General features: G+C 67.8%; 21 protein-coding genes. 15 read left to right on the forward strand and 6 right to left on the reverse strand.

The features are described from left to right. Nucleotides 1-16: 16 nt before the first annotated feature. The 5 genes from DK26_RS22885 (at nt 17) to grxD (ending at nt 4,279) form a co-directional block, all read left to right on the forward strand. Nucleotides 17-892 (forward strand): methyltransferase domain-containing protein, encoded by an 876-nt coding sequence (locus DK26_RS22885; RefSeq protein ID WP_066477479.1) that lies wholly within the window; start codon nt 17-19, stop codon nt 890-892. A gap of 12 nt (nt 893-904) precedes the next feature. Then, nucleotides 905-1,342: a thioesterase family protein gene (locus tag DK26_RS22890; protein ID WP_066477482.1), complete on the forward strand. Its 438-nt coding sequence runs from the start codon at nt 905-907 to the stop codon at nt 1,340-1,342. 95 nt (nt 1,343-1,437) lie between these two features. Then, the gene (purL, locus tag DK26_RS22895) at nt 1,438-3,648 is read left to right on the forward strand and encodes a phosphoribosylformylglycinamidine synthase subunit PurL (RefSeq protein WP_066477484.1); all 2,211 of its coding nucleotides are present in this window, start codon (nt 1,438-1,440) and stop codon (nt 3,646-3,648) included. Nucleotides 3,649-3,659: 11 nt separating this feature from the next. After that, nucleotides 3,660-3,896 carry a BolA family transcriptional regulator gene (locus DK26_RS22900; protein ID WP_066477486.1) on the forward strand — a complete coding sequence of 79 codons (237 nt, stop codon included), beginning with the start codon at nt 3,660-3,662 and terminating at the stop codon, nt 3,894-3,896. A gap of 47 nt (nt 3,897-3,943) precedes the next feature. Then, complete coding sequence (gene grxD / locus DK26_RS22905) at nt 3,944-4,279, forward strand: Grx4 family monothiol glutaredoxin (protein WP_066477491.1); 336 nt, start codon at nt 3,944-3,946, stop codon at nt 4,277-4,279. Between the two features lie 86 nt (nt 4,280-4,365). Here grxD and DK26_RS22910 read toward each other — a convergent pair whose 3' ends face one another. Both DK26_RS22910 and DK26_RS22915 read right to left on the reverse strand, forming a co-directional pair. Then, a complete protein-coding gene (locus tag DK26_RS22910) occupies nt 4,366-6,111 on the reverse strand; it encodes a carbamoyltransferase C-terminal domain-containing protein (RefSeq protein ID WP_066477493.1) in 1,746 nt (581 codons plus the stop codon). A gap of 66 nt (nt 6,112-6,177) precedes the next feature. Beyond that, the gene (locus DK26_RS22915) at nt 6,178-6,804 is read right to left on the reverse strand and encodes a TlpA disulfide reductase family protein (RefSeq protein ID WP_066477496.1); all 627 of its coding nucleotides are present in this window, start codon (nt 6,802-6,804) and stop codon (nt 6,178-6,180) included. Between the two features lie 30 nt (nt 6,805-6,834). On the opposite strand from DK26_RS22915, the gene argH reads away from it, so the two are divergent. From argH to DK26_RS22945, 6 genes are all read left to right on the forward strand, one after another. Continuing rightward, a complete protein-coding gene (argH, locus tag DK26_RS22920; RefSeq protein ID WP_066477499.1) occupies nt 6,835-8,241 on the forward strand; it encodes an argininosuccinate lyase in 1,407 nt (468 codons plus the stop codon). A 131-nt stretch (nt 8,242-8,372) separates the two neighbouring features. Beyond that, nucleotides 8,373-8,636, forward strand: a complete 264-nt coding sequence (locus tag DK26_RS22925; RefSeq protein WP_066477510.1) for a lipoprotein — start codon at nt 8,373-8,375, stop codon at nt 8,634-8,636. 7 nt (nt 8,637-8,643) lie between these two features. Beyond that, complete coding sequence (gene lysA, locus DK26_RS22930; protein WP_066477514.1) at nt 8,644-9,933, forward strand: diaminopimelate decarboxylase; 1,290 nt, start codon at nt 8,644-8,646, stop codon at nt 9,931-9,933. Nucleotides 9,934-10,079: 146 nt separating this feature from the next. Continuing rightward, nucleotides 10,080-12,785 carry a TIGR02302 family protein gene (locus DK26_RS22935; protein ID WP_066477516.1) on the forward strand — a complete coding sequence of 902 codons (2,706 nt, stop codon included), beginning with the start codon at nt 10,080-10,082 and terminating at the stop codon, nt 12,783-12,785. Nucleotides 12,786-13,016: 231 nt separating this feature from the next. Next, nucleotides 13,017-13,646, forward strand: a complete 630-nt coding sequence (locus tag DK26_RS22940) for a glycoside hydrolase family 19 protein (protein ID WP_157089791.1) — start codon at nt 13,017-13,019, stop codon at nt 13,644-13,646. Between the two features lie 143 nt (nt 13,647-13,789). After that, nucleotides 13,790-15,001 (forward strand): diguanylate cyclase, encoded by a 1,212-nt coding sequence (locus DK26_RS22945; protein WP_066477525.1) that lies wholly within the window; start codon nt 13,790-13,792, stop codon nt 14,999-15,001. Between the two features lie 40 nt (nt 15,002-15,041). On the opposite strand, the gene DK26_RS22950 is transcribed toward DK26_RS22945, so the two are convergent. After that, entirely contained in the window at nt 15,042-16,196 is a 1,155-nt protein-coding gene (locus DK26_RS22950; protein WP_066477527.1) for an aminotransferase class V-fold PLP-dependent enzyme, read from the reverse strand. Between the two features lie 104 nt (nt 16,197-16,300). Here DK26_RS22950 and DK26_RS22955 point away from each other — a divergent pair, with 104 nt between their 5' ends. Further along, a complete protein-coding gene (locus DK26_RS22955) occupies nt 16,301-16,810 on the forward strand; it encodes a TspO/MBR family protein (RefSeq protein WP_066477530.1) in 510 nt (169 codons plus the stop codon). Nucleotides 16,811-16,825: 15 nt separating this feature from the next. Here the strand turns inward: DK26_RS22955 and DK26_RS22960 are convergent, their stop codons facing one another. The 3 genes from DK26_RS22960 to DK26_RS29775 all read right to left on the reverse strand — a co-directional run bounded on the left by DK26_RS22960 (nt 16,826) and on the right by DK26_RS29775 (nt 18,745). Beyond that, entirely contained in the window at nt 16,826-17,200 is a 375-nt protein-coding gene (locus DK26_RS22960; protein ID WP_066477534.1) for a response regulator, read from the reverse strand. Between the two features lie 3 nt (nt 17,201-17,203). Then, nucleotides 17,204-17,764, reverse strand: coding sequence for a hypoxanthine phosphoribosyltransferase (hpt, locus tag DK26_RS22965; RefSeq protein ID WP_066477535.1), 561 nt, complete (start codon nt 17,762-17,764; stop codon nt 17,204-17,206). 126 nt (nt 17,765-17,890) lie between these two features. Further along, nucleotides 17,891-18,745 (reverse strand): DUF3426 domain-containing protein, encoded by an 855-nt coding sequence (locus DK26_RS29775; RefSeq protein WP_066477536.1) that lies wholly within the window; start codon nt 18,743-18,745, stop codon nt 17,891-17,893. A gap of 245 nt (nt 18,746-18,990) precedes the next feature. Between DK26_RS29775 and ftsE the strand changes: the two genes are divergently transcribed. The 3 genes from ftsE to DK26_RS22985 all read left to right on the forward strand — a co-directional run bounded on the left by ftsE (nt 18,991) and on the right by DK26_RS22985 (nt 21,520). Further along, on the forward strand, nt 18,991-19,677 hold the full coding sequence (gene ftsE, locus DK26_RS22975) for a cell division ATP-binding protein FtsE (protein WP_066477730.1): 687 nt from the start codon (nt 18,991-18,993) through the stop codon (nt 19,675-19,677). Next, nucleotides 19,664-20,653: an ABC transporter permease gene (locus DK26_RS22980; RefSeq protein WP_248310077.1), complete on the forward strand. Its 990-nt coding sequence runs from the start codon at nt 19,664-19,666 to the stop codon at nt 20,651-20,653. Before ftsE ends, DK26_RS22980 begins: the two co-directional genes overlap by 14 nt. A gap of 180 nt (nt 20,654-20,833) precedes the next feature. After that, nucleotides 20,834-21,520 (forward strand): YdcF family protein, encoded by a 687-nt coding sequence (locus tag DK26_RS22985; protein WP_248310078.1) that lies wholly within the window; start codon nt 20,834-20,836, stop codon nt 21,518-21,520. Nucleotides 21,521-21,553 lie beyond the last annotated feature (33 nt).

The raw sequence follows: 21,553 nt of genomic DNA on the forward strand, positions 1-21,553 counted from the left end.
GCGAGGGAGCGCGCGGGTGAGTTCTCTGGTCTTCGACCGCGCGCTCTATCGCCGCCGCCTCGCGACGGCGCTCGCGGCCGGCTATCCCGATTTCCTGCTGGCGCGCTGCGCCGACGATCTTGGCGAACGGCTTTCGGCGGTGCTGCGGCGCTTCGAGGTCGCTGCCGATCTCGGCACGGCCCTGCCGCTGGCGGCGCCGGTCCTGCAGCAGAAGGCCGAGAGCCTTTTGCGGCTGGCGGAGGCTCCCGATACAGCCGCCGATCTCGTCGGCGATCTCGAGGCGCTGCCCTTCGCCGCTGGTTCGCTCGACCTTTCCGCCTCGCTGCTCGCATTGCACGCGGTCAACGATCTGCCGGGGGCGCTGCTCCAGATCAGGCGCAGCCTTCGGCCGGACGGGCTGTTCATCGGTTGCCTGCTCGCAGGGCAGAGCCTGACCGAGTTGCGGCAGGTCCTGCTCGCAGCCGAGGTCGAGGCCAGCGGCGGGGCGAGCCCGCGCGTTGCTCCCTTCGCGGACCTGCGCGATCTCGGCAGCCTCCTGCAGCGGGCAGGCTTCGCCCTGCCGGTCGTCGACAGCGAGGTCGTCACCGTCCGCTATGGCGACCTGTTCGGCCTGCTGCGTGACCTGCGCGCCATGGGCTGGGCCAACGCGCTGGTCGAGCGCAGCCGCAAGCCCCTGCGGCGGGCCGTGCTGCTGCGCGCCGCGGAACTCTATGCCGAGCGCTTTTCCGACGCGGACGGCAGGCTCCGGGCGACCTTCGAGATCGTCTGGCTCTCGGGCTGGGCGCCGCATGAGAGCCAGCAGAAGCCGCTCCGCCCGGGTTCGGCCAAGGCGCGGTTGGCGGATGCGCTGGGCGTGCCGGAAGTGGGAACCGGCGAAAAGCCGGGTTCGTGAGCGGGGAGCGGGATGAGCGACAAGCCGGTACGACTGAAGCGGGCCGATTTCCGGCTGTTCCGCACGATCCCGACGCGCTGGGCCGACAATGACGTTTTCGGCCACGTCAACAATGTCGTCTACTACAACTGGTTCGACACGGTGGTGAACGCCTGGCTGATCGAGCAGGGCTTCCTCGACGTGAAGGAGAGCTCGGTCGTCGGCCTCGTGGTCGGCACGCGCTGCGACTATTTCGAGAGCGTCGCCTTCCCGGAGACGGTCGAGGGGGCGCTCGCGGTCGAGAGGCTTGGCCGCTCCTCGGTGACCTACCGCATCGGCATCTTCCGCGAAGGCGGCGATATGACGGCGGCGCAGGGTCTGTTCACCCATGTCTATGTCGAGCGCGCCGCGCAGAAGCCGGTCGCGATCCCGGAAGGGCTGCGTGCAGCGATGGCGGGACTGAGCATCTGAAATCTGGCCCAGAAAAGTTGTTTCTCCGCCGGCTTCGGGCTATGCCCCGCCCTCAATGAGCGCTCCGCTCGCCCCGTCCGTCAGGAACAGGCCGCGTGATTCCCAACGACATCAAGATCACTCCCCAGCTGGTCGCCGAGCACGGGCTCAAGCCCGACGAGTACCAGCGCTTCCTGCATCTGATCGGGCGCGAGCCGACGGTCACAGAGCTCGGCATCGTCTCGGCGATGTGGAACGAGCACTGCTCGTACAAGTCGTCGAAGATCCATCTGAAGACGCTGCCGACCAAGGCGCCCTGGGTGATCCAGGGTCCGGGCGAGAACGCCGGCGTGATCGATATCGGCGACGGGCTCGCCGTGGTCTTCAAGATGGAGAGCCACAACCACCCGTCCTTCATCGAGCCCTATCAGGGCGCGACCACCGGCGTGGGCGGCATCCTGCGTGACGTCTTCACCATGGGCGCGCGCCCGATCGCTGTGCTCGACGCGCTGCGCTTCGGTGACCCCTCGCACCCGAAGACCCGCCATCTCGTCTCCGGCGTCGTCGCCGGCATCGGCGGCTACGGCAATTCCTTCGGCGTGCCGAATGTCGGTGGCTCGACCGGCTTCCACCGGCGCTATGACGGCAACAACCTGGTCAACGCCATGGCGGTCGGCCTCGCGCGCACCGACGAGATCTTCTACGCCAAGGCCTCCGGCGTCGGTAAGGCGATCGTCTATCTCGGCTCGAAGACCGGCCGCGACGGCATCCATGGCGCGACCATGGCCTCGGCCGCCTTCGACGAGGGCGCCGAGGAGAAGCGCCCGACCGTGCAGGTCGGCGACCCCTTCGCCGAGAAGCTGCTGCTCGAAGCCTGCCTCGAGATCATGGCCGCTGGCCATGTCGACGCGATCCAGGACATGGGCGCGGCCGGCCTGACCTGCTCGGCCGTCGAGATGGGCGCCAAGGGCGATCTCGGCGTCGAACTCGATCTCGACGCGGTGCCCTGCCGCGAGGAGCGGATGAGCGCCTATGAGATGATGCTGTCGGAGAGCCAGGAGCGCATGCTCATGGTGATCAAGCCGGGCCATGAGGAACCGGCCGAGGCGATCTTCCGCAAATGGGGCCTCGATTTCGCGGTCGTCGGCAAGACCACCGACACGCTGCGCTTCGTCGTCAAGCACCAGGGCGAGACGATGGCCGATTTGCCGATCAAGGAACTCGGCGACGAGGCTCCCGAATACGATCGGCCCTGGGTCGAGACGCCGAAGCGGCCGGTGGTCGAGGCGGCGAGCGTGGTCCAGCCGATGTCGAATGCCGAAGCCCTGCTCAAGCTGGTCGGCTCGCCGGATCTCTCGTCGAAGCGCTGGATCTGGGAGCAGTACGACACGCTGATCCTCGGCAATTCGGCGGTGACGCCCGGTGGCGACGCCGGTATCGTGCGCATCGAGGACGGGCCGAAGGGCCTTGCCATGACTGCCGACGTGACGCCGCGTTATTGCGAGGCCGACCCGTTCGAGGGTGGCAAGCAGGCCGTCGCCGAAGCCTGGCGCAACCTGACCACGGTCGGGGCATTGCCGCTCGCCGTGACCGACAACCTGAACTTCGGCAATCCGGAGCGGCCCGAGGTGATGGGCCAGCTCGTCGGCTGCATCAAGGGCATCGGCGAGGCCTGCCGCGCTCTCGACTTCCCGGTCGTTTCCGGCAACGTCTCGCTCTACAACGAGACCAACGGCGTCTCGATCCTGCCGACCCCGACCATTGGCGGTGTCGGTGTGCTCGCCGATGTCACCAAGCATGCGACTGTCGGCTTCAAGGCCGAGGGCGAGGCGATCGTCCTGATCGGCGAGACCAAGGGCTGGCTCGGTCAGAGCGCCTATCTCGCGACGATCTGCGGCCGCGAGGAGGGCGCTCCGCCGCCGGTCGATCTCGCGGTCGAGCGGCGCAATGGCGAGTTCGTGCGTTCCCTGATCACCGCCGGTCGCCTCAGCGCCTGCCACGATCTGTCCGATGGCGGTCTTGCGGTCGCGCTTGCCGAGATGGCGATGGCGAAAGGCATCGGCGCCAGGATCGAGGCGCTGCCGGCTGGCCCGGCCCATGCCGTACTCTTCGGCGAGGACCAGGGCCGCTATCTCGCGACCTTGTCGGCCGATGCTGCCGAGGCGGTCGTCGCCGAGGCGAAGGCTGCGGGCGTCCCGGCGCAGATCATCGGCAAGACCGGTGGCAGCACGCTTGCCCTGCCGGGCGAGGCCGCCGTCTCGATCGCAGACCTGCGCAAGACCCATGAGAGCTGGCTGCCGGACTACATGGCCGGCAAGGCCGCCTGAGGAGATCAATCATGGCTATGGATGCCCATGAAATCGAGAGCATGATCAAGGCGGCGCTGCCCGACGCCGTCGTCGAGATCAAGGACCTCGCCGGCGACGGCGACCATTACGCCGCGACCGTCACCTCGGTAGCCTTCAAGGGTAAGAGCCGGGTGCAGCAGCACCAGATGGTCTATGCCGCGCTGCAAGGCCGCATGGGCGGCGTGCTGCACGCCCTTGCGCTGACGACGGCGGTTCCCCAGAATTAGAACGAATGCATCCAGCGGGCCTTGAACCCGCCCCAGGAGATCAGGACATGACCGACATCAATGCCCGCATCGACGCCGAGGTGAAGTCCAGCGACGTCGTGCTCTTCATGAAGGGCACGCCGCAGTTCCCGATGTGCGGCTTCTCGGGCCAGGTCGCCCAGATCCTCGGCTATCTCGGCGTGCCCTATAAGGGCGTCAACGTGCTCGAGGACCAGGAGATCCGCGAGGGCATCAAGGCCTATTCGAACTGGCCGACGATCCCGCAGCTCTACGTCAAGGGCGAGTTCATCGGCGGCTGCGACATCACCCGTGAAATGTTCCAGGCCGGCGAGCTGCAGGCGCTGCTCGAAGAGAAGGGCATCGCCGTCAAGCAGGCGAGCTGAGCCCTTCAACTTCGTGGAACTGACAAGGCGGCGCGTGAGCGCCGCCTTTTCATGTCCTGACGTGTGCCCACCGCCGAAGCGGGCGTTCATTTCACCAGGAGCCAGTCGTCGACGACGAGCGCGTCGAGGCCCGAGGTGTAGAACATCAGGATCGCATCCTCGCTGGTATGCAGGATCGGCTTGCCCATGATGTTGAAGGAGGTGTTGAGGATCACCGGCACGCCGGTGAGTTCGTGGAAGGCCGAGATCAGCGCATGATAGCGCGGATTGCGCTCTGCCGTGACGCTCTGCAGCCGGCCGGTGCCGTCCTCGTGGACGACAGCCGGGACGCGCCCGCGCATGGCTTCCTTCCAGCTCAGGGTGCGCTCCATATAGGGCGAGTCCTGATAGTCCTCAAACCAGTCCGGACCATGCTCGGCGAGGATCGAGGGAGCGAAGGGCCGGAAGGCCTCGCGGTACTTGACCTTGGCGTTGAGCAGGTCCTTGGCGTTCGCCGGGCGGGGATCTGCGAGGATCGAGCGGTTGCCGAGGGCGCGCGGCCCGAATTCGGCGCGACCCTGGACCCAGCCGACGAGCTTACCTTCGGCGAGCAGCCTTGCGGTCGCGGCGGCGATTTCGTCGGCCGGGAGCTTGCGCAGCCGCGGCTCCCAGGCGGCCATTCGTTCCAGAGGCTCTGTCGAAACGGCCGAGCCGAGATAGGGGCTCAGCGGCCCCATCGGCGGGCGCCAGCCGGGGTTGGCTTCGGCATAGGCGAGCCAGGCGGCGCCGAGCGCATTGCCGTCATCGGCGGGGGCCGAGGGCACGTGGACGCGGGCGAAGCCGTGGCGGCCGGCGATCTTGTCGTTGCAGATCTTGCCGTTAAAGGAGGAATTCAGCGCGCAGCCGCCGGCGAGGACGAGGTTCTCGGAAGGGCAGAGCGCCGCGGTCTCGGTCAGCAGAGCCGCCATCATCTCGGCGAATACGTCCTGGCCGCAGCGGGCAAGGTCGGCCCAGCCCTGGTCGAGCGCGTCTTCCGGGCGGCGGGCGAGAATCTCGGCGCCGACCTGCCGGACCGTCTCGGCATCGGCGAAGGAGAGTTTCGTGCCGTCGATCCGGTAGAGCCGGCGCAGCAAGGCGAGGAGTTCGGGATTCTGCCGGCCATAGGGGGCGAGCCCCATGATCTTCCATTCCTCGCCCTTGGCCTGGTCGAAGCCGGCGAGGTCGGTGACGAAGCCGAAATAGAAGCCGATCGAGGCGCGCCCGCTATGGCGCCGGAGCTCGGTGATCTCACCATCCTTCAGCGCGAAGATGGCCGAAGCACCGGTTTCGCCCATGCCGTCGACCACGAGACAGGCGGCGTCGCGGAAGGGCGAGGACCAGCAGGCATAGGCAGCATGGCTGAGATGGTGGCCATAGCGCGAGAGGCCGGTGATCCTGGCCTCGCCGAAGGCGCGGTCGAGCCCGATCAGCGTACCGAGACCGGCCCGCTGCTGGCCGAAATGCAGAGAGGCGATGAAGGCCCGCTCGGTGCGCTCCTGCACCATGGAGCGATTGAATTCGGGCGAGAGCTTCAGCAGAGCATCGAGCGTGAAGGCGCCGCTGCGGCTCATCTGTGCCAGGAACTCGGTGAACTCGGCGCCCCAGCTGGTTGCGAGCCTGATCTCGGCGCCGCGCGGAATGTAGCGCCGGAGTAGGGCTTCCATCCGCGCCGTTGTGTCCGGCTCGCAATTCGGTGCCCGCTTGTACTGAAGATAGCGCTCGGCAGCTTCCGCGAAGACAACCTCGCCATCGGGGCCGACAATGGCGATGGCGGGGTCGTGAAAGGTGGTCGCGAGGCCGATCGTGTAGGTCATGCCTGTCGGTTTATGGAACACCCGACCGGCAGAGGCAATGTTTGGCCGGGTTCCGGCCGAGCGGGATCAGCGGCCGATCGCGGCCCGGATCAGGGCGAGGGCGTCCGCGCCGGCCCATTCGGCCGGGCCCTGGAGCGTCGCGAGCTCGCAACCTTCTTTGTCGACCAGCAGGCTCACCGGCATGCCCTCCGCCTTCTTGGCGGCGCGCAGGTCCTGGAAGACCTTGGCTTCGGGATCGGCGTAATAGGCGAGGCCGACAATGTCCTTCTTCGCCAGCCAGTCCTTCGGCTTGTCGAGATGACGTGTGTCGATGTTGACGGTGACGACCTCGAAATCCGGGCCGCCGAGCGTCTTCTGGAGCTTGGCCAGCGCCGGCATCTCGAGCAGGCAGGGCGGGCACCAGGTCGCCCAGAGATTGACCAGCACGGTGCGTCCGCGCATGGCCGAGAGGCTCGTCGGTTTGCCGTCGGGGCCGTTGAAGGCGAGGTCCGGCACGGGCGCCGACCGTTGCGGCACCTGAATGCCGGCGATCTCGCCCTTCACCAGCGGCCGCAGCTGCGCGAGCTTCGTCGTCGCAGCGCTGCAAGTGGAATTGCCGGCTCCGCCCTGCCCGGAGTAGAAGGCGGCCACGCCGCCGAGCGCGACAAGAACCAGCGCGCCGAGGGCCACCGCCATTTTCGTACGAGACGTCATCGTGCGTCCTCAAGAGCAGGAAAGATCGCCGTGAGCAACCGCATGTGGGGTGGGCGTTTCGCCACAGGTCCAGACGCCATCATGGAGGAGATCAACGCCTCCATCGATTTCGACCAGCGCCTCTGGCGTCAGGACATCAGGGGCTCGCTCGCGCATGCAGCCATGCTGGCCGCGACCGGAATCCTGACGCAGGACGACGTGGACGTCATCAGCAAGGGACTCAAGGGCATCGAGGCCGAGATCGAGACCGGCCGCTTCACGTTCTCGCGTGCGCTCGAGGACATCCACATGAACATCGAGGGCAATCTGCGCGAGCAGATCGGCCTCGCCGCCGGGCGCCTGCACACCGCCCGCTCGCGCAACGATCAGGTCGCGACCGATATGCGCCTTTGGGTGCGCGACGCGCTCGACCAGCTCGACGACCAGGTCGCCGACCTGCAGCTGGCGCTCGCCGAAAAGGCCGAGGCCTATGCGGGGGCTGTGATGCCGGGCTTCACCCATCTGCAATCGGCGCAGCCCGTGACCTTCGGCCACCATCTGCTCGCCTATGTCGAGATGCTGGCCCGCGATCGCAGCCGGCTCAGGGACGCCCGCGAGCGGATGAACGAATGCCCGCTCGGCGCCGCCGCGCTCGCCGGCACTTCCTTCCCAATCGACCGGCACATGACGGCAGAGGCGCTCGGCTTCGCGCGCCCGACCGCGAATTCGCTGGATTCGGTCTCGGACCGCGACTTCGTGCTGGAAACTCTGTCGGCTGCCTCGATCTGCGCGATGCACCTGTCGCGCTTCGCCGAGGAGATCGTGCTCTGGGCGACGCCGCAATTCGGCTTCGTCAAGCTCTCCGACAAGTTCTCGACCGGCTCCTCGATCATGCCGCAGAAGCGCAATCCGGACGCGGCCGAGCTGGTGCGCGGCAAGGCGGGGCGCATTTTCGGCTCGCTCCAGGCCCTGCTGACCATGATGAAGGGCCTGCCGCTGACCTATTCGAAGGACATGCAGGAGGACAAGGAAGGCACGTTCGACGCGGTGCAGACCCTGTCGCTCTGCCTTGCCGCGACGGCCGGCATGGTCCGCGACATGCAGCCCGACCTCAAGGTGATGAAGAAGGCGGCCGGCCTCGGCTACGCTACGGCAACCGACCTCGCCGACTGGCTCGTGCGGGTCCTGAAGATGCCGTTCCGCGACGCGCATCACGTCACCGGGCGCCTCGTCGGCATCGCCTCGGCCAAGGGTGTCGGTCTGGAGAAGCTCTCGCTCGCCGAGATGCAGGAGGTCGAGCCGACGATCACCGAGGCGGTCTTCGCTGTGCTGGGCGTCGAGCAATCGGTGAAGAGCCGGGTGAGCTATGGCGGCACAGCTCCCGCCAATGTGAAGCGCCAGGCCAAGCGCTGGCTGAAGCAGCTGACAAAGGACGCGGCCCGTCCTGCCCGGGCTTGACCCGAGCAGCGCTTGAAGGGGATTCTCGGGCAGGCGCGCCGCTGTGCCCGAGAATGACGCCCGGTGAGCCTCGCAAGCCGCGGCGCCATTCGCTACACTACCGACTGAACACCGTCCGAGGATTTCCTTTCGTGCCGCATTCCCGCCTGAAACTCGGCCGCGCCGTTCTGCTGGCCGGCCTGCTCGGACTCGCGCTTGCCGCCTGCGGCCGCAAGGGCCCGCTCGAGGCGCCTCCGAACGCCAAGAACGCCATCGCCCTGCCGGACAACCAGATCGGCGCCGTCGAGAACACGCCGCCGACCGCGATGGACGCTTCGCCGCTCGGCAAGCCGGCGAAGACGAACAAGGCGATCACGATTCCGGAATCTCCCTTCATTCTCGATCCGCTGCTCTGAGCCGACGATGCATCATTTCGCTTATCGCGACGGCGCGCTCTTCGCCGAGGATGTCGACCTGCGCGAGATCGCGGAGAAGGTCGGAACTCCCGTCTACGTCTATTCCTCGGCGACGATCGAGCGGCATTACCGGCTCTACGAGCAGGCGATGGCGTCGATCACGCCCGGTCGGAAGTCGCATGTCTTCTATGCGATGAAGGCGAACAGCAATCTCGGCGTGCTGAAGACGCTCGCTGCGCTCGGCGCCGGTGCGGACACGGTTTCCGAGGGCGAGATCCGCAAGGCGCTCGCCGCGGGCTTCCCGCCCGAGCGCATCGTCTTCTCCGGCGTCGGCAAGAGCGAGAGCGAGCTTGCCTTCGCTGCCCAGGCCGGAATTTACCAGGTCAATATCGAGACCGAAGGCGAGCTCGACCTCTTGTCGCGCGTCGGCGAGCGGCTCGGCCGACGCCAGGAGGCGGTGTTCCGCGTCAATCCCGATATCGGGGCGGGCGGCCATGCCAAGATCACGACGGGCTCCTCGGCGAATAAGTTCGGCGTCTCCTTCGAGGAGGTGCACCGGCTATACGCCCGCGCCGCGAACATGTCTGGCGTCAGGATTATGGGCCTTGCCGTGCATATCGGCAGCCAGATCCGCGAGACCGGAGCCTTCGAGGCGGCCTATGCCAAGATGCGCGATCTTGTGCTGGCGCTGCGCGCCGAGGGACACCGCGTCGACCGGCTCGATCTCGGCGGCGGGCTCGGCATTCCCTATGAAGTCCCGCGGGATTTCGACCATGGTCCTGGGCTGATCGAGGCCTATGCCGCCATGGTCGGCAAGCTGACGGCGGGGCTCGATGTCGAGCTTGGCTTCGAGCCGGGGCGGCTGATCGTCGGTAATGCCGGCATCCTGCTGACGCGGGTGCTGCACCTCAATCCGCGGCCGAGCAAGCAGTTCCTCATCGTCGACGCGGCGATGAACGATCTGATGCGGCCGGCCATGTACGAGGCCTATCACGAGATCTGGCCGGTCGCAGAGCCGGCGCCGGGCACAGCCACGATCGCCTATGACGTGGTCGGGCCGATCTGCGAATCAGGCGACACCTTCACCACCGGGCGCGAGCTGCCGCAGCAGAAGCCCGGCGACCTGATCGCCTTCATGACCGCCGGCGCCTACGGCGCCAGCATGTCCTCGACCTATAACCAGCGGCTGCTGGTTGCCGAGGTCCTGGTGAAGGGCGATCAGTTCGCGGTGACGCGGCCTCGGCAGAGCTATGAGGAGCTGATCGGAACAGATCGGTCCCCGCCCTGGCTGTCCTGACGCGGCTTCACGATTCCCGGAGCGCCTGTGGGATGCCGCGCTTCGGCGCTGGTCACGCCACATTCCCGTGCTAGCCTTGCTTTCATGTGAGAAGCATCTTGCATGTGAGAGGCATTGGGCCGCGAGGCGCGGCTCGGAGCATCGGAATGGATGATAAGCCGCGCCGCACGGCGCTCGACCCGGTCGCGTTGATCCGCCGGAGGCTCGAACGCCTCGCGGCCGGTTCGCGGTTGTCACTGGCCTGGGAGCGGCTCTGGCCGCGGCTCTGGGCGCCGATTTCCGTCGCCCTGCTCTTCCTCGCAGTCTCCTGGTTCGGCCTCTGGCTGCATCTGCCCTGGTGGGGGCGGGCCGGCGGCGCGTTGCTGTTCGCCGCCGCCTTCGTCGCGAGCTTCTGGCCGATCATTCGCGACCGTTGGCCGAGTCGCCGCGAGGCGCTGGCGCGGCTCGACCGCTCGATGGCGGGCGCCCATCGCCCGGCGACGGCGCTCGAGGACAGCCTTGCTGTCGGTGGGCGGGATCCAGTTTCGCAGGCGCTGTGGAAGCTGCACCTGCAGCGTCAGAGCGAGCATGTCGCGGCACTGAAGGTGAGCGCGCCGCGGCCGCTGATGGCCGGTCGTGACCGGCTTGCCCTGCGCGCCGTGCCGCTGCTCGCCGCGGTCACCGGCTTCTTCGTCGCCGGGCATGAGGTCTGGCCCCGGCTTTCGGCCGCCTTGGACTGGCGTGGCCCGGCCGCGGCGACAGCGCCGGTGCGGATCGACGCCTGGATCGACCCGCCGGCCTATACGCGCCTGCCGCCGATCCTGATCGACTTCTCCAGGCTAGCCAGCCCGCGCTTCAACGTTCCCGAGAAGTCGACCGTGGTCGTGCGCATCGCCGGTCGCAGTGCCATGGACGTCGCCACCACTGGCCGGCTCGATGCGCTGCCCATCGACGAGAAGGCGGCGCCGACGGGCACTGGCCCAGGTGGGGTTGCGAGGCCGACCGAGCCTTCCGTCGCGGTGACCGAGAAGCGCTATCTCCTCACCGGTGACGGCACGCTGCGCATCACAGGCAGCGGCGCGCCGGAGCAGACGCTGAGCCTGCACGCGGTCATCGACGCCAAGCCCGAGATTGCCTTCATCGAGCCGCCCAAGCCGGTGAGCGGCGTGCAGGGCGGCCTCGGGATCAGCTACCGCGCGAAGGATGATTACGGCGTCTCCGCCGTCGAGGTGGTCGTCTCGCGGGCCGGGCCGCTGACCGCTGGCCGCTCGCTGGTCGAGGCGCCGAAGCAGACCTTGCCGCCGCCGTCCTCCGCATCCGGCGAGGAGGAGATGAAGAGCACGGTCGATTTCTCGGCCCATCCCTGGGCCGGCGCCAAGGTCAATATGAGCCTGCTGGCGCGCGACGAGGCCGGTCAGGAGGGGCGCAGCGAGACTCTCGAAGTGGTGCTGCCGCAGCGCGTCTTCACCAAGCCGCTGGCCAAGGCTCTGGTCGAGGAGCGCCGCCGGCTGGTGATGAATGTCGAGACGCGCAAGCGCGTGCAGCTCGCCATGGACGCGCTGATGATCGAGCCCGAGCGCTTCATGAAGGAGACCGGGGTCTATCTCGCCATGCGGATGATCGGCGAGCGCCTGCGCCGCGCGACCAGCGACGACCAGTTGCGCGAGACCGCCGATCTGATGTGGGGCCTCGCCTTGCAGCTCGAGGACGGCGATCTCTCCGATGCCGAGAAGGCGCTGCGCGCCGCACAGGAGAACCTGCAGCAGGCACTTGAGCGCGGCGCGTCGGAGGAGGAGATCCGCAAGCTCACCGAGGAAATGCGCCGGGCGATGGATCGCTATATGCGCGAGCTCGCCCAGCAGATGCAGCGCCAGCAGCAGAATGGCGAGCAGAACCAGGCGCAGCTGCCGGAGAACTTCCGCACGGTGACGCCGCGCGACCTGCAGAACATGCTCGACCGGATCGAGGAATTGTCGAAGCGCGGCGACATGGCCGAGGCGCAGCGGCTGATGGAGGAGCTCAACAACCTCCTGAACAACCTCAAGACGGCGCGGCCCGGCCAGCAGGACCAGCGCCAGCGCGAGATGAACCAGGCGCTCGGCGATCTCGACCGGATGACGCGCGAGCAGCAGCAATTGCGCGATGAGACCTATCAGCAGGAGCAGCAGCGCCAGAACCGGGCGCAGCGCGGCCAGCGGCCGGGCCAGCAGCAGGCTCGCCCCGGCCAGCAGGGCCAGCGCCAGCAGGGGCAGCAGGGCCAGCGCGGGCAGCGCGGCCAGCAGCCGGGGCAGCAGCCAGGCGAACAGGGCGAGGATGGCGAGGGCGAGGACGGCCAGAACGCCGAGGGCGGCCAGGGCCAGGGGCAGGGCCTGTCGCAGCGCCAGCAGGCTTTGCGCGAGCGCCTGCAGGAGCTGCAGCGGCGCATGCGCGGCATGGGCGCCGATCCGGGTGAGCTCGGCGAGGCCGAGGATGCGATGCGCGACGCCGAGGGGCAGCTCGGTCAGGGCCAGGAGGGCGAGGCCGTCGACTCGCAGGGACGGGCGCTCGACGCACTGCGCAAGGGCGGCCAGAACCTCGCCCAGCAGATGCAGGGCCAGCCCGGCGAGGGCGAGGGCAATGAGAACGCCTATGGCGAGCCCGACGGGCGCCCGGCGGGACGGCCTTCGGCTCAGCAGCGCACCCGCGATGATCCGCTCGGCCGGCCGCAGCGCCAGCGTGACTGGGCCGATGGCCGGGTCCGCGTGCCGGGCGCCGACGAGAGCGCGACGCAGCGGGCGCGGCGCATCCTTGAAGAGCTGCGCCGCCGCCTCGGCGATCCCTCGCGGCCGCTGGAGGAGCTCGACTATCTCGAGCGCCTGCTGCGGCGGAATTGAGCGCCTCGCCGCGCGTCACGCTCGGGCTTGCCCCGAGCATCGCGGGCCGGAGGAGGCGTAGGTTGGCGCCCCCGCGTCAGGCGTTTCTCGGGTCTACGCATCGCTTCATCCGAGAATGACGACGAGTCTCCTGCTCCAACGGCGCGACTGACCGGCCGACGGGATATCCGGCGGCGTTATCCCCGTCCTGGAAAACCGGTGCATGATGCCAGCAGCCATGGGAGCGCCGTCATGTCGACGAAGGGATCGCGAAGCCGCAAGAAGCCCGCAGCGCCGGTGCCGGCCGAAGAGGCTCCGGCCCAGGACGTGCCGGTCGCCGAGCCTGATCTCGCCGTGACCGTGGCGCGTCTTGCCCGGCTCGCGCCGGTCGGCAAGGCCGAGATCATGGCGAACATCGCCCTGCATTTCGAGCGGCTCGCCGTTCAGGCCGACGTGACGACGCGGCTCCGGGTCTGCCATTTCCTCGCCCAGGCGGCGCATGAGACCGACCGTTTCCGGACCTTGGAGGAGCAGGGCGGGCTGGCGCAGTTCGCGCGCTATGAGGGGCGTGCCGATCTCGGCAACACCGAGCCCGGCGACGGGGAGCGCTATCATGGCCGCGGCGTCTTCCAGCTCACCGGCCGGGCCAATTACCGGCGCTATGGCCGGATGCTCAATGTCGATCTCGAGGGCCGGCCGGAGCTCGCGCTCGACCCGCGCATCTCGATCCAGATCGCGTTCGCCTATTGGCGCGACCGCAACCTTAATGCTCCTGCCGACCGCGACGACGCGGCCCGTGTCACGCAGCTGATCAATGGCGGCGGCAACGGCCTTGCTGACCGCCGGCAATTGCTGGCGACGGCGAAGGGCATCTGGGGCTAGTCCAAGCCGGAAAGCCCAGCGCCTGATCTATCGGGATCAAGCCCGGCCGCGATAGGTCGGAATCCACGCGATCGGCTTAAAGCTTTCGCAACGGCAGGCGGCCATAACCGGCGGGCCGCTCGCCAACCGCCGCAGAGTATGCCTTGCCGCTGGATTACCATTCGCTGCTGACGGCCTTTGCTCTTTCCGGTTGCGGATTGGCGGTCACCTTTTTCGTCAGCTGGCTGGCCTCCAGGACGGAACGATTCCTGATCGCCTGGACTTTCGGCGTGGCGTTCATGGCGCTCGGCGTGCTGATCTACAGCTGGTACGTCCAGACCATGTCGCCAGCTATAGGCGCGGCCGGATACACGATCCTGCTGACCGGCCTCGCCTTCGTGTTCGGCGCCGGCCGTGAGTTCCGCACCGGGGTTCTGCCCTGGCGCAGCATGGCCGTGATGGCGGTCGCATCGTCCATTGCCATGGCCGTCCCGATGCTGGCGGGCTACAATGGCGCCGCCATCGTCATGCTCAATCTGGCAGCGACGATCATCCTTCTGATCACGGCCTGGGACTATTGGCTCGGGCGCTCGGAAGCACGGTTTGCCATCCCGCTGCTAACGGTTCTTTACGCCCTGACCGGGCTCTCATTCGTCCCCTGTGCCGTCCTGCTGCTGCTGGATGGCGAATGGCGCCTGTCGCAGGCTCCGTCGAACTGGGCCGAAGATCTCAACATCGTCGTCTGCCTGCTCACCCTTTCCGGTATCGGCGCACTTTCCCTGGCGCTCAACCAGGCGCGGCTGGCGCGCGGCCACAAGCGCGATGCCGAGATCGATCCGCTGACCGGCCTGCTCAACCGACGGGCGCTGCTTGGCCGTATCGAAGTAATCAAAGGCCCCGCCGCGCTCATCATCTTCGACATGGACCACTTCAAGACGACCAATGACGTCCATGGTCATCTGGCAGGCGACGAGGTGCTGCGAAGCTTCGGGAAGATCCTGATGCTGGCTTGCCGGTCGAAGGGGGCTGCCGCACGGCTCGGCGGCGAGGAGTTCGCGCTGCTGTTGCCGGGAGCCTCGCTGGTCACAGCGGCAAAGCTCGCCGAGGGCGTGCGCCGGCGCCTCGCCAAGCGTCATTTCAGCGGAAACGGCGGCTCGTTTGCGAGCACGGTGAGTGCCGGCATCGCTTGGTCCGAGGACAGCGTCATCGATTTCGACAGGCTCGTGCACGACGCCGACAAGGCGCTCTATGCAGCCAAGCGGAACGGCCGGGACCGGGTCGCGGTCAGTGCGGACGATACGGAGCTCCTGGCCCAAAGCTGGTCGCCGGAAGGGCGGAGCGATGCTGTCGACCTGGTCCGCCTCAAGGTTGGCTAGAGCATCGGATTTGGGAAAGCCGATGCTCTAGCCTCACTACTCAGCCGTGGCCGGCCTTCAGTGCCTGGTCGAGATCGGCGTAGAGGTCATCGAAATCCTCGATACCAGTCGACAGGCGCAGCAGATCGGGCGGGCAGGGCGAGCCGGCGCCCTCGATCGAGGCGCGATGCTCGATCAGGCTCTCGACGCCGCCGAGCGAAGTGGCGCGCTTGTAAAGTTCGACATGAGCCGCTGCCTTGACCGCCGCCCGCTCGCCGCCGCTGACCTGGATCGAGAGCATGTAGCCGAAGCCGCCCTGCATCTGGCGCGCTGCGATATCATGGCCGGGATGCTGGGGCAGGCCGGGATAGAGCACGCGCGAAACCAGCGGATGGGCCGAAAGCTTCTGGGCCAGCGCCATGGCCGAGGCCGACTGGCGCTCCTGCCTGACATGGAGCGTGCGCATGCCGCGCATCAGCAGATAGGCCTCGAACGGGCCGAGGATGCCGCCCTGTCCCTTGCGCACGGTCTTGATCCGGGCCCAGAATTCGTCGTCCTCGCGGGCGCAGAGTGCGCCGGCGACGACGTCGGAATGGCCGTTCAGCACCTTGGTCGCGGCATGCATGACGATGTCGGCGCCGAGGGTCAGCGGCCGGGTATGGACCGGCGAGGCGCAGGTCGAATCGACCGCGAGCCTGGCGCCGGCCGCATGGGCGATCTCGGCGGCGGCGGCGATGTCGGTGATGGTCCAGAGCGGGTTCGACGGCGTCTCGGCCCAGACGAGCTTGGTGATTCCGGGCTTCACCGCGGCCTTCAGCGCGGCGAGGTCATCGGTCTCGACGAACTCGATCTTCAGTCCCCACCGCGTCGCCTCGGTCAGGAGCCAGGCCCGCAGCGCCCAGTACATCACCTTGGAGGCGACGACATGGTCGCCCGGCGAGAGAGCCTGGAACACCGCCGTCGCGGCCGCCATGCCGGAGCCGAACAGCAGGGCGCCGGCCTTCGCCTCTTCGAGCATGGCGAGCACGGCCTGCGCCTCGTGCACTGTCTCATTGTCCGGCCGGCCATAGATGAAGCCCGAGGAGTAGGCGTTGTCCTCGTCGCGGATATAGGTGGTGGAGACGTGGATCGGCGGCACGACCCCCTTGGTCAGCGGGTCGATCTTGCCCATGGCCTGGGCGGCGAGCGAACGGGGATGCAGCGGGCGCTTGGTCATGTGCGATCCGATTTCCACTATGTGAGACGATTCATCTCATTGTCTTTGCTGCGGTGCAATAGGTTCGTCTTGCGAGGAGCGCAGGGACACCCCATCCTTGCCGCATGAGCACACAGACCGATAGCGCCGATCGCCAGATGGCGGTGTGGCTGGCCCTTCTCATCGCCATCCTGCCCGTGGTGGCCGCCTCCCTGATCGGCAGCGCGGCCACCGTGCCGCAGATCCCGGGCTGGTATGCCGGGCTCGCCAAGCCGCCCTTCAATCCACCGAACTGGCTGTTCGCTCCGGTCTGGACGGTGCTGTTCGCGCTGATGGGCCTTGCCGCCTTCCGCGTGCTGCGCCGTCCGTCCGACACCAGCGGCCGCGGCCGGGCGCTGCTGGCCTATCACGTCCAGCTCGCTCTCAACCTCGCGTGGTCCTGCGTCTTCTTCGGGCTGAACAGCCCGGCCGGCGGGCTCGTCGTCATCGCTCTGCTGATCGCCGCGATCATCTGGACGATCAGGAGCTTCGCGGCCCTGCCGGACCGTTTCGCGGCCTGGCTACTCGCGCCCTATCTCGCCTGGGTCTCATTCGCCGCGGTGCTCAACCTCTCGATCTGGTGGCTGAACCGCTGAGGGCGCAGGGCGGCTTCAACCGATCGAGCGTTCGATCACCCTCATCACGGTCTCGCGCAACTCGGCGATGGTGAAGGGCTTGGCCATCACCTCGGCGACGATGGTCTCCAGGCTCTTGGCGCGCTCGCGCTGCTCGGCATAGCCGGTCATCAGCATGATGGTGAGGTCGGGAAACTCGCGCTTTGCGGCGAGGGCGAGCGCGATGCCGTCCATCAGCGGCATGCGGATATCGGTGAGCAGCAGGTCGAAGCGGCCCTTCTCGGCCATCAGGACCTCCAGCGCCTCGGCGCCGTCGCCCGCCATCATGCAATCATGCCCGTCCATGGCGAGGCCGCGCGCCACGAGCACGCGCAGGGTTTCCTCGTCATCGACCACCAGAATGCGGGACATCGCTCAGATTCCCGGCAGGCCGGCCTGGTCGGCGGTCTCGATCACGCCGACATAGGGGAGCTGGCGATAGGAATGGGCGACGTCCATGCCGTAGCCGACGACGAAGTAGTCGGGGCACTCGAAGCCCACATATTCGGCCTCGATGTTGACCGCGCGCTTGGCCGGCTTCTCAAGCAGGACCGCGCTCGAGACCTTGGCTGCGCCGCGCGCCGCCAGCAGATCCTTGGCGAAGGCGAGGGTGCGGCCGGATTCGAGAATGTCGTCGACCAGCAGGACCTGCCGGCCGCGGACATCGCTCTGGACGTCACGCAGGATCTCGACCTGGCCGGAGGAGATGGTGGCGGCGCGATAGCTCGAGAGATGGACGAACTCGACCTGCGGCGCCATGCCGGCGCGGTGCATGGCCCGGATCAGATCGGCCACGAACATGAAGCTGCCCTTGAGCACGGCGACGACCAGGAGGTCAGGCGGCGAATCGGCGGCGATCTCCGCAGCCATCTCGGCATTACGGGCGGCGATGGCGGCTTCGTCGTAGAGAACCCGGATACGCTGGGATTGGGGCATCGTCTGGCATTCCTTCCGGGCTCCGGCGCCCGTTAGCGCCGCCCCATGATCGCGGCTGAAACTGGCTCTATCGATAACCCCGGCGGGCGGACAATTGAAGACCGTCGCCGTAGTGCTATGGGGGAATCAGTTCGCGTTGGCGAGCGTGGCCTGTGCAGCCGCGCCGAAACGGACCTGGACGGAGCGGCCGTTCTCCGGCGGCGCCGCCAGTCGCGCCCGGAAGCGCACCAGCTCGGCCGGCTCGATCACTGGCCGGGGCGGCTCGGCCGTCCAAGTGTAGAGCACCTGCCCGGCCTCGTCCTTCACCGCGACCGTGATCGGCGGCAGCTTCGTCTTGGTCCGGGCGATATTCGTCACGTCGCCCTCGACCACCAGGAAGCGGCCCTGCGCATCCTGGACGAGTTCGCTTTCGACGGCGCTGAAGACAAGCCCACGCAGATTGACCGGCAGGCCGAGCGTTTCGTAGAGGCCAGCGAATTGCGGGACAGTGCGGACCACCGCATTGCGTTGCCAGAGCGCGAGGCTGAGCAGGCCGAGGCCGGCTAGCACGATTGCGGCGGGGGTACTGACCGGCAGGCGTGATGGCGATCTGATTGCCGCCATCCAGCCTTTCGCGCGCGCCTGCTTTTGTGGCTTGGCCTGCCTGCGCGGCTTGGCCGGCGTCGTCGCTACGGTATCGGTGCGCTCGGCGGCGAGGGCCGAGACGCTTTCCTCGATCTCGGCGGCGCCGCGCAGTTCCTCCGCCAGCAGGGCGTTGGTCTCGTCCTCGCTCGGAGCGCTCGGGAATTCCTGCTCCGCGATCTCGTCAATGACGGTCTGCGGCTCGTCCGGCTTCGGCTCTACGATCGGCGTAGCGGTGGCGGGCGCCTCGACCTGCCAGGCGGTTTGGCAGGAGGCACAGCGGACCTTGCGCCCGGCCGGGCCGATCTTGGCCTCGTCGAGTTCGTAGCGGCTGGCGCAGGAGGGGCAGACGATCAGCATGGTGTTCGGGCGTCGCTCCGCGCAGCCTCGGTCGATGGCCGGGGCGGGGGCTCCGGCAATGATGTTACGGGCCTAAGTGCAGCCATCCTGGACCGCGGTTCGTCCAGCTATTGGCGTGATTTATGGTTAACGCCGCGTAAAGCAGCTGCTTTCCGTGGGAGAAAAGCGGGGTGCGGCGGCATGCACTTCCCGCAAATGGCTGCTCCGGGTGTAGGATCGCGGCGCGACGGCGCCGACGCGCGGCGATTCGGACGCGATTGACAGGAGCGGGTTTGGTTCGATTCGAAAACGTCGGATTGCGATACGGCATGGGGCCGGAGGTGCTGAAAGACATCAATTTCAGCATCGCGCCGCGTTCGTTCCAGTATCTGACCGGGCCTTCGGGAGCCGGCAAGACCACGCTGATCCGGCTGATCCTGATGGCGCTGAAGCCGACGCGCGGCCTTGTCCACCTCTTCGGACAGGACGTCTCTCGGCTGGAGGCGACGACGCTGACCGATTTTCGGCGCAAGATGGGCGTCGTCTTCCAGGATTTCCGCCTGCTCGATCACCTCACAGTTTACGAGAACGTCGCCCTGCCGCTGCGGGTGCTCGGCAAGGAGGAGGCCGGCTATCGCGCCGAGGTCGTCGAGTTGCTGCGCTGGGTCGGGCTCGGCGAGCGCATGCATGCGGTGCCGTCGGTGCTGTCCGGCGGCGAGAAGCAGCGCGCGGCGATCGCCAGAGCGCTGATCTCGCGTCCGCAACTGCTGCTCGCCGACGAGCCGACCGGCAATGTCGATCCGGGGCTGGGCCGCCGGCTGCTGCGCCTGTTCATGGAGCTGCAGACACTCGGTACCGCGGTGGTGATCGCGACCCATGATCTCGCGCTGATGGAGCAATACGACGCTCCGCGTCTCGTGCTCGCCGACGGGCATCTCCATGTCGACGCCTGACTGGCGCGCCGAGCCGGCGGAGCAGGACGAGGAGGATGAGGGCTTCGTCCAGCCGAAGTCGCGCCTGCCGGTCAACCTGCGCCGCGACCAGCCGCTGGTCCCGGTCGATACGGTCGCCGGTCGGGCTCTGGTGGTGGTGATCGCGATCCTGACCTTCCTGGCCGCGCTCAGCGCCGGCGGCGCGTTGATGGCGGCGCGGGCTTCCGAGCAATGGCGTGGCGCGGTCGCCAACGAGATGACCATCCAGGTCAGGCCCGATCCGCGCCGCAACATCGAGGCGGATCTCGCCAGGGCCGCGGAGCTTGCTCGCGCCGTGCCGGGAGTCGCCTCGGTGCGGGCGGTGCCGCGAACGGAGTCGGACAAGCTGCTGGAGCCCTGGCTCGGGGCGGGGCTCGACCTGATCGAGCTGCCGGTGCCGCGGCTGATCGTGCTGCGCCTCAATGCCGCGGCGGCGAGCGACCTCGTCGCTTTCAGCCAGACGCTGCGGCGCGAAGTGCCGAGCGCGACGCTCGACGATCACCGGCTCTGGGTGCGCCGGCTCTCGACCATGGCGAACACCATCATCCTCGCCGGCGTCGCGATTGTCATGCTCGTCCTGGTGGCGGCAGCGCTCGCGGTCGCCTTCGCGACGCGCGGCGCCATGGCCGGGAGCCGAGACAGCGTCGAGGTCCTGCATCTGGTCGGGGCGGATGACGAGTTCATCGCCCGCGAGTTCCAGAACCGTTTCATAACGCTCGGGTTGCGCGGCGGCGGCGCCGGGGGCCTCGCCGCGGTCGTCGTCATCGCCCTGCTCGGCTGGCTCGCCTCGGCATGGAGTGCGACACCCGAGGCAGATCAGTTGCAGGCGATGTTCGGAGCCTTCGAGATCGGCTGGTCGGGCTATGGCGTGGTCGTGCTGGTGGCGGTCATCGTCGCGGCCATTGCCGGCCTCGTTTCACGGGTTACCGTGCGGCATTATCTGAAGGCGATGTCGTGATGCATTGCGAAAGGGGCGCAAGGATCATGCCGCTATTGTGCCCGATTGGGCGGTTATCTTGCTGCGGTCATGGTGTTGATCGCAGCGAGGCCGGCTCATCTTACGCGTGCTGAGGGCGATTTGGTCGATGCGCGCCCCATCGTGACCAGGACGTCGCTCCGGCGTAGAGTCGGGCGTGCGTTGTTTTGGCTCGCCGTCGGCGGCGTGGTCGTGCTCCTCGCTGGATATGTCAGTTTCGCGTCCCGCCTCGCGCTCAACGAGGCGACGGCGCCGCGTACTGACGCGATCGTCGTCGTCACCGGCGGCGCGCAGCGCGTCGGCGATGCGATCGGCCTGCTCCATGCCGATCGCGGCTCGCGCCTGCTGATCAGCGGCGTCAACGAGCGAACCGGGCGCGAGGAACTCGCCAAGCTCAACCCGAAGGCGCGCGAGGCGCTGGCCTGCTGCGTCGATCTCGATTACCGGGCCCGCAACACCATCGGCAACGCCATCGAGACCCGGCGCTGGGTCCGCCAGCACGGCTTCCGCTCGCTGTTGCTGGTGACGTCGAACTATCACATGCCGCGCACCATGCTGGAGTTCAACCACGCCATGCCCGGCGTGCGTATCGTGCCTTATCCGGTCGTGACCGATCAGGTCGACGTTACCGCCTGGTGGAAGGACTGGCACACCATCCGCCTGCTGGTGCCTGAATACGCCAAATACCTCGTCGCCAATCTGCGCAGCCTGGTGGAGGACGATCCCGAGACCTCGCGGCTTTCGGTGATCATCGGCGGCCGCAAGCCGGTCTCGCCCAAGCCGGGCGATCAGATTGGCCCGGAGCACGAGAAGCGTTCGCGCGCCCTCGGCCAGGACCGGGGCGCCTGACAATAGGCGCATGAGGCGGCCAGCGCTCTTGAC

Origin of the sequence: Allobosea sp. WAO, from assembly GCF_001509835.1 — a bacterium.
Classification (GTDB): Bacteria; Pseudomonadota; Alphaproteobacteria; order Rhizobiales; family Beijerinckiaceae; genus Allobosea.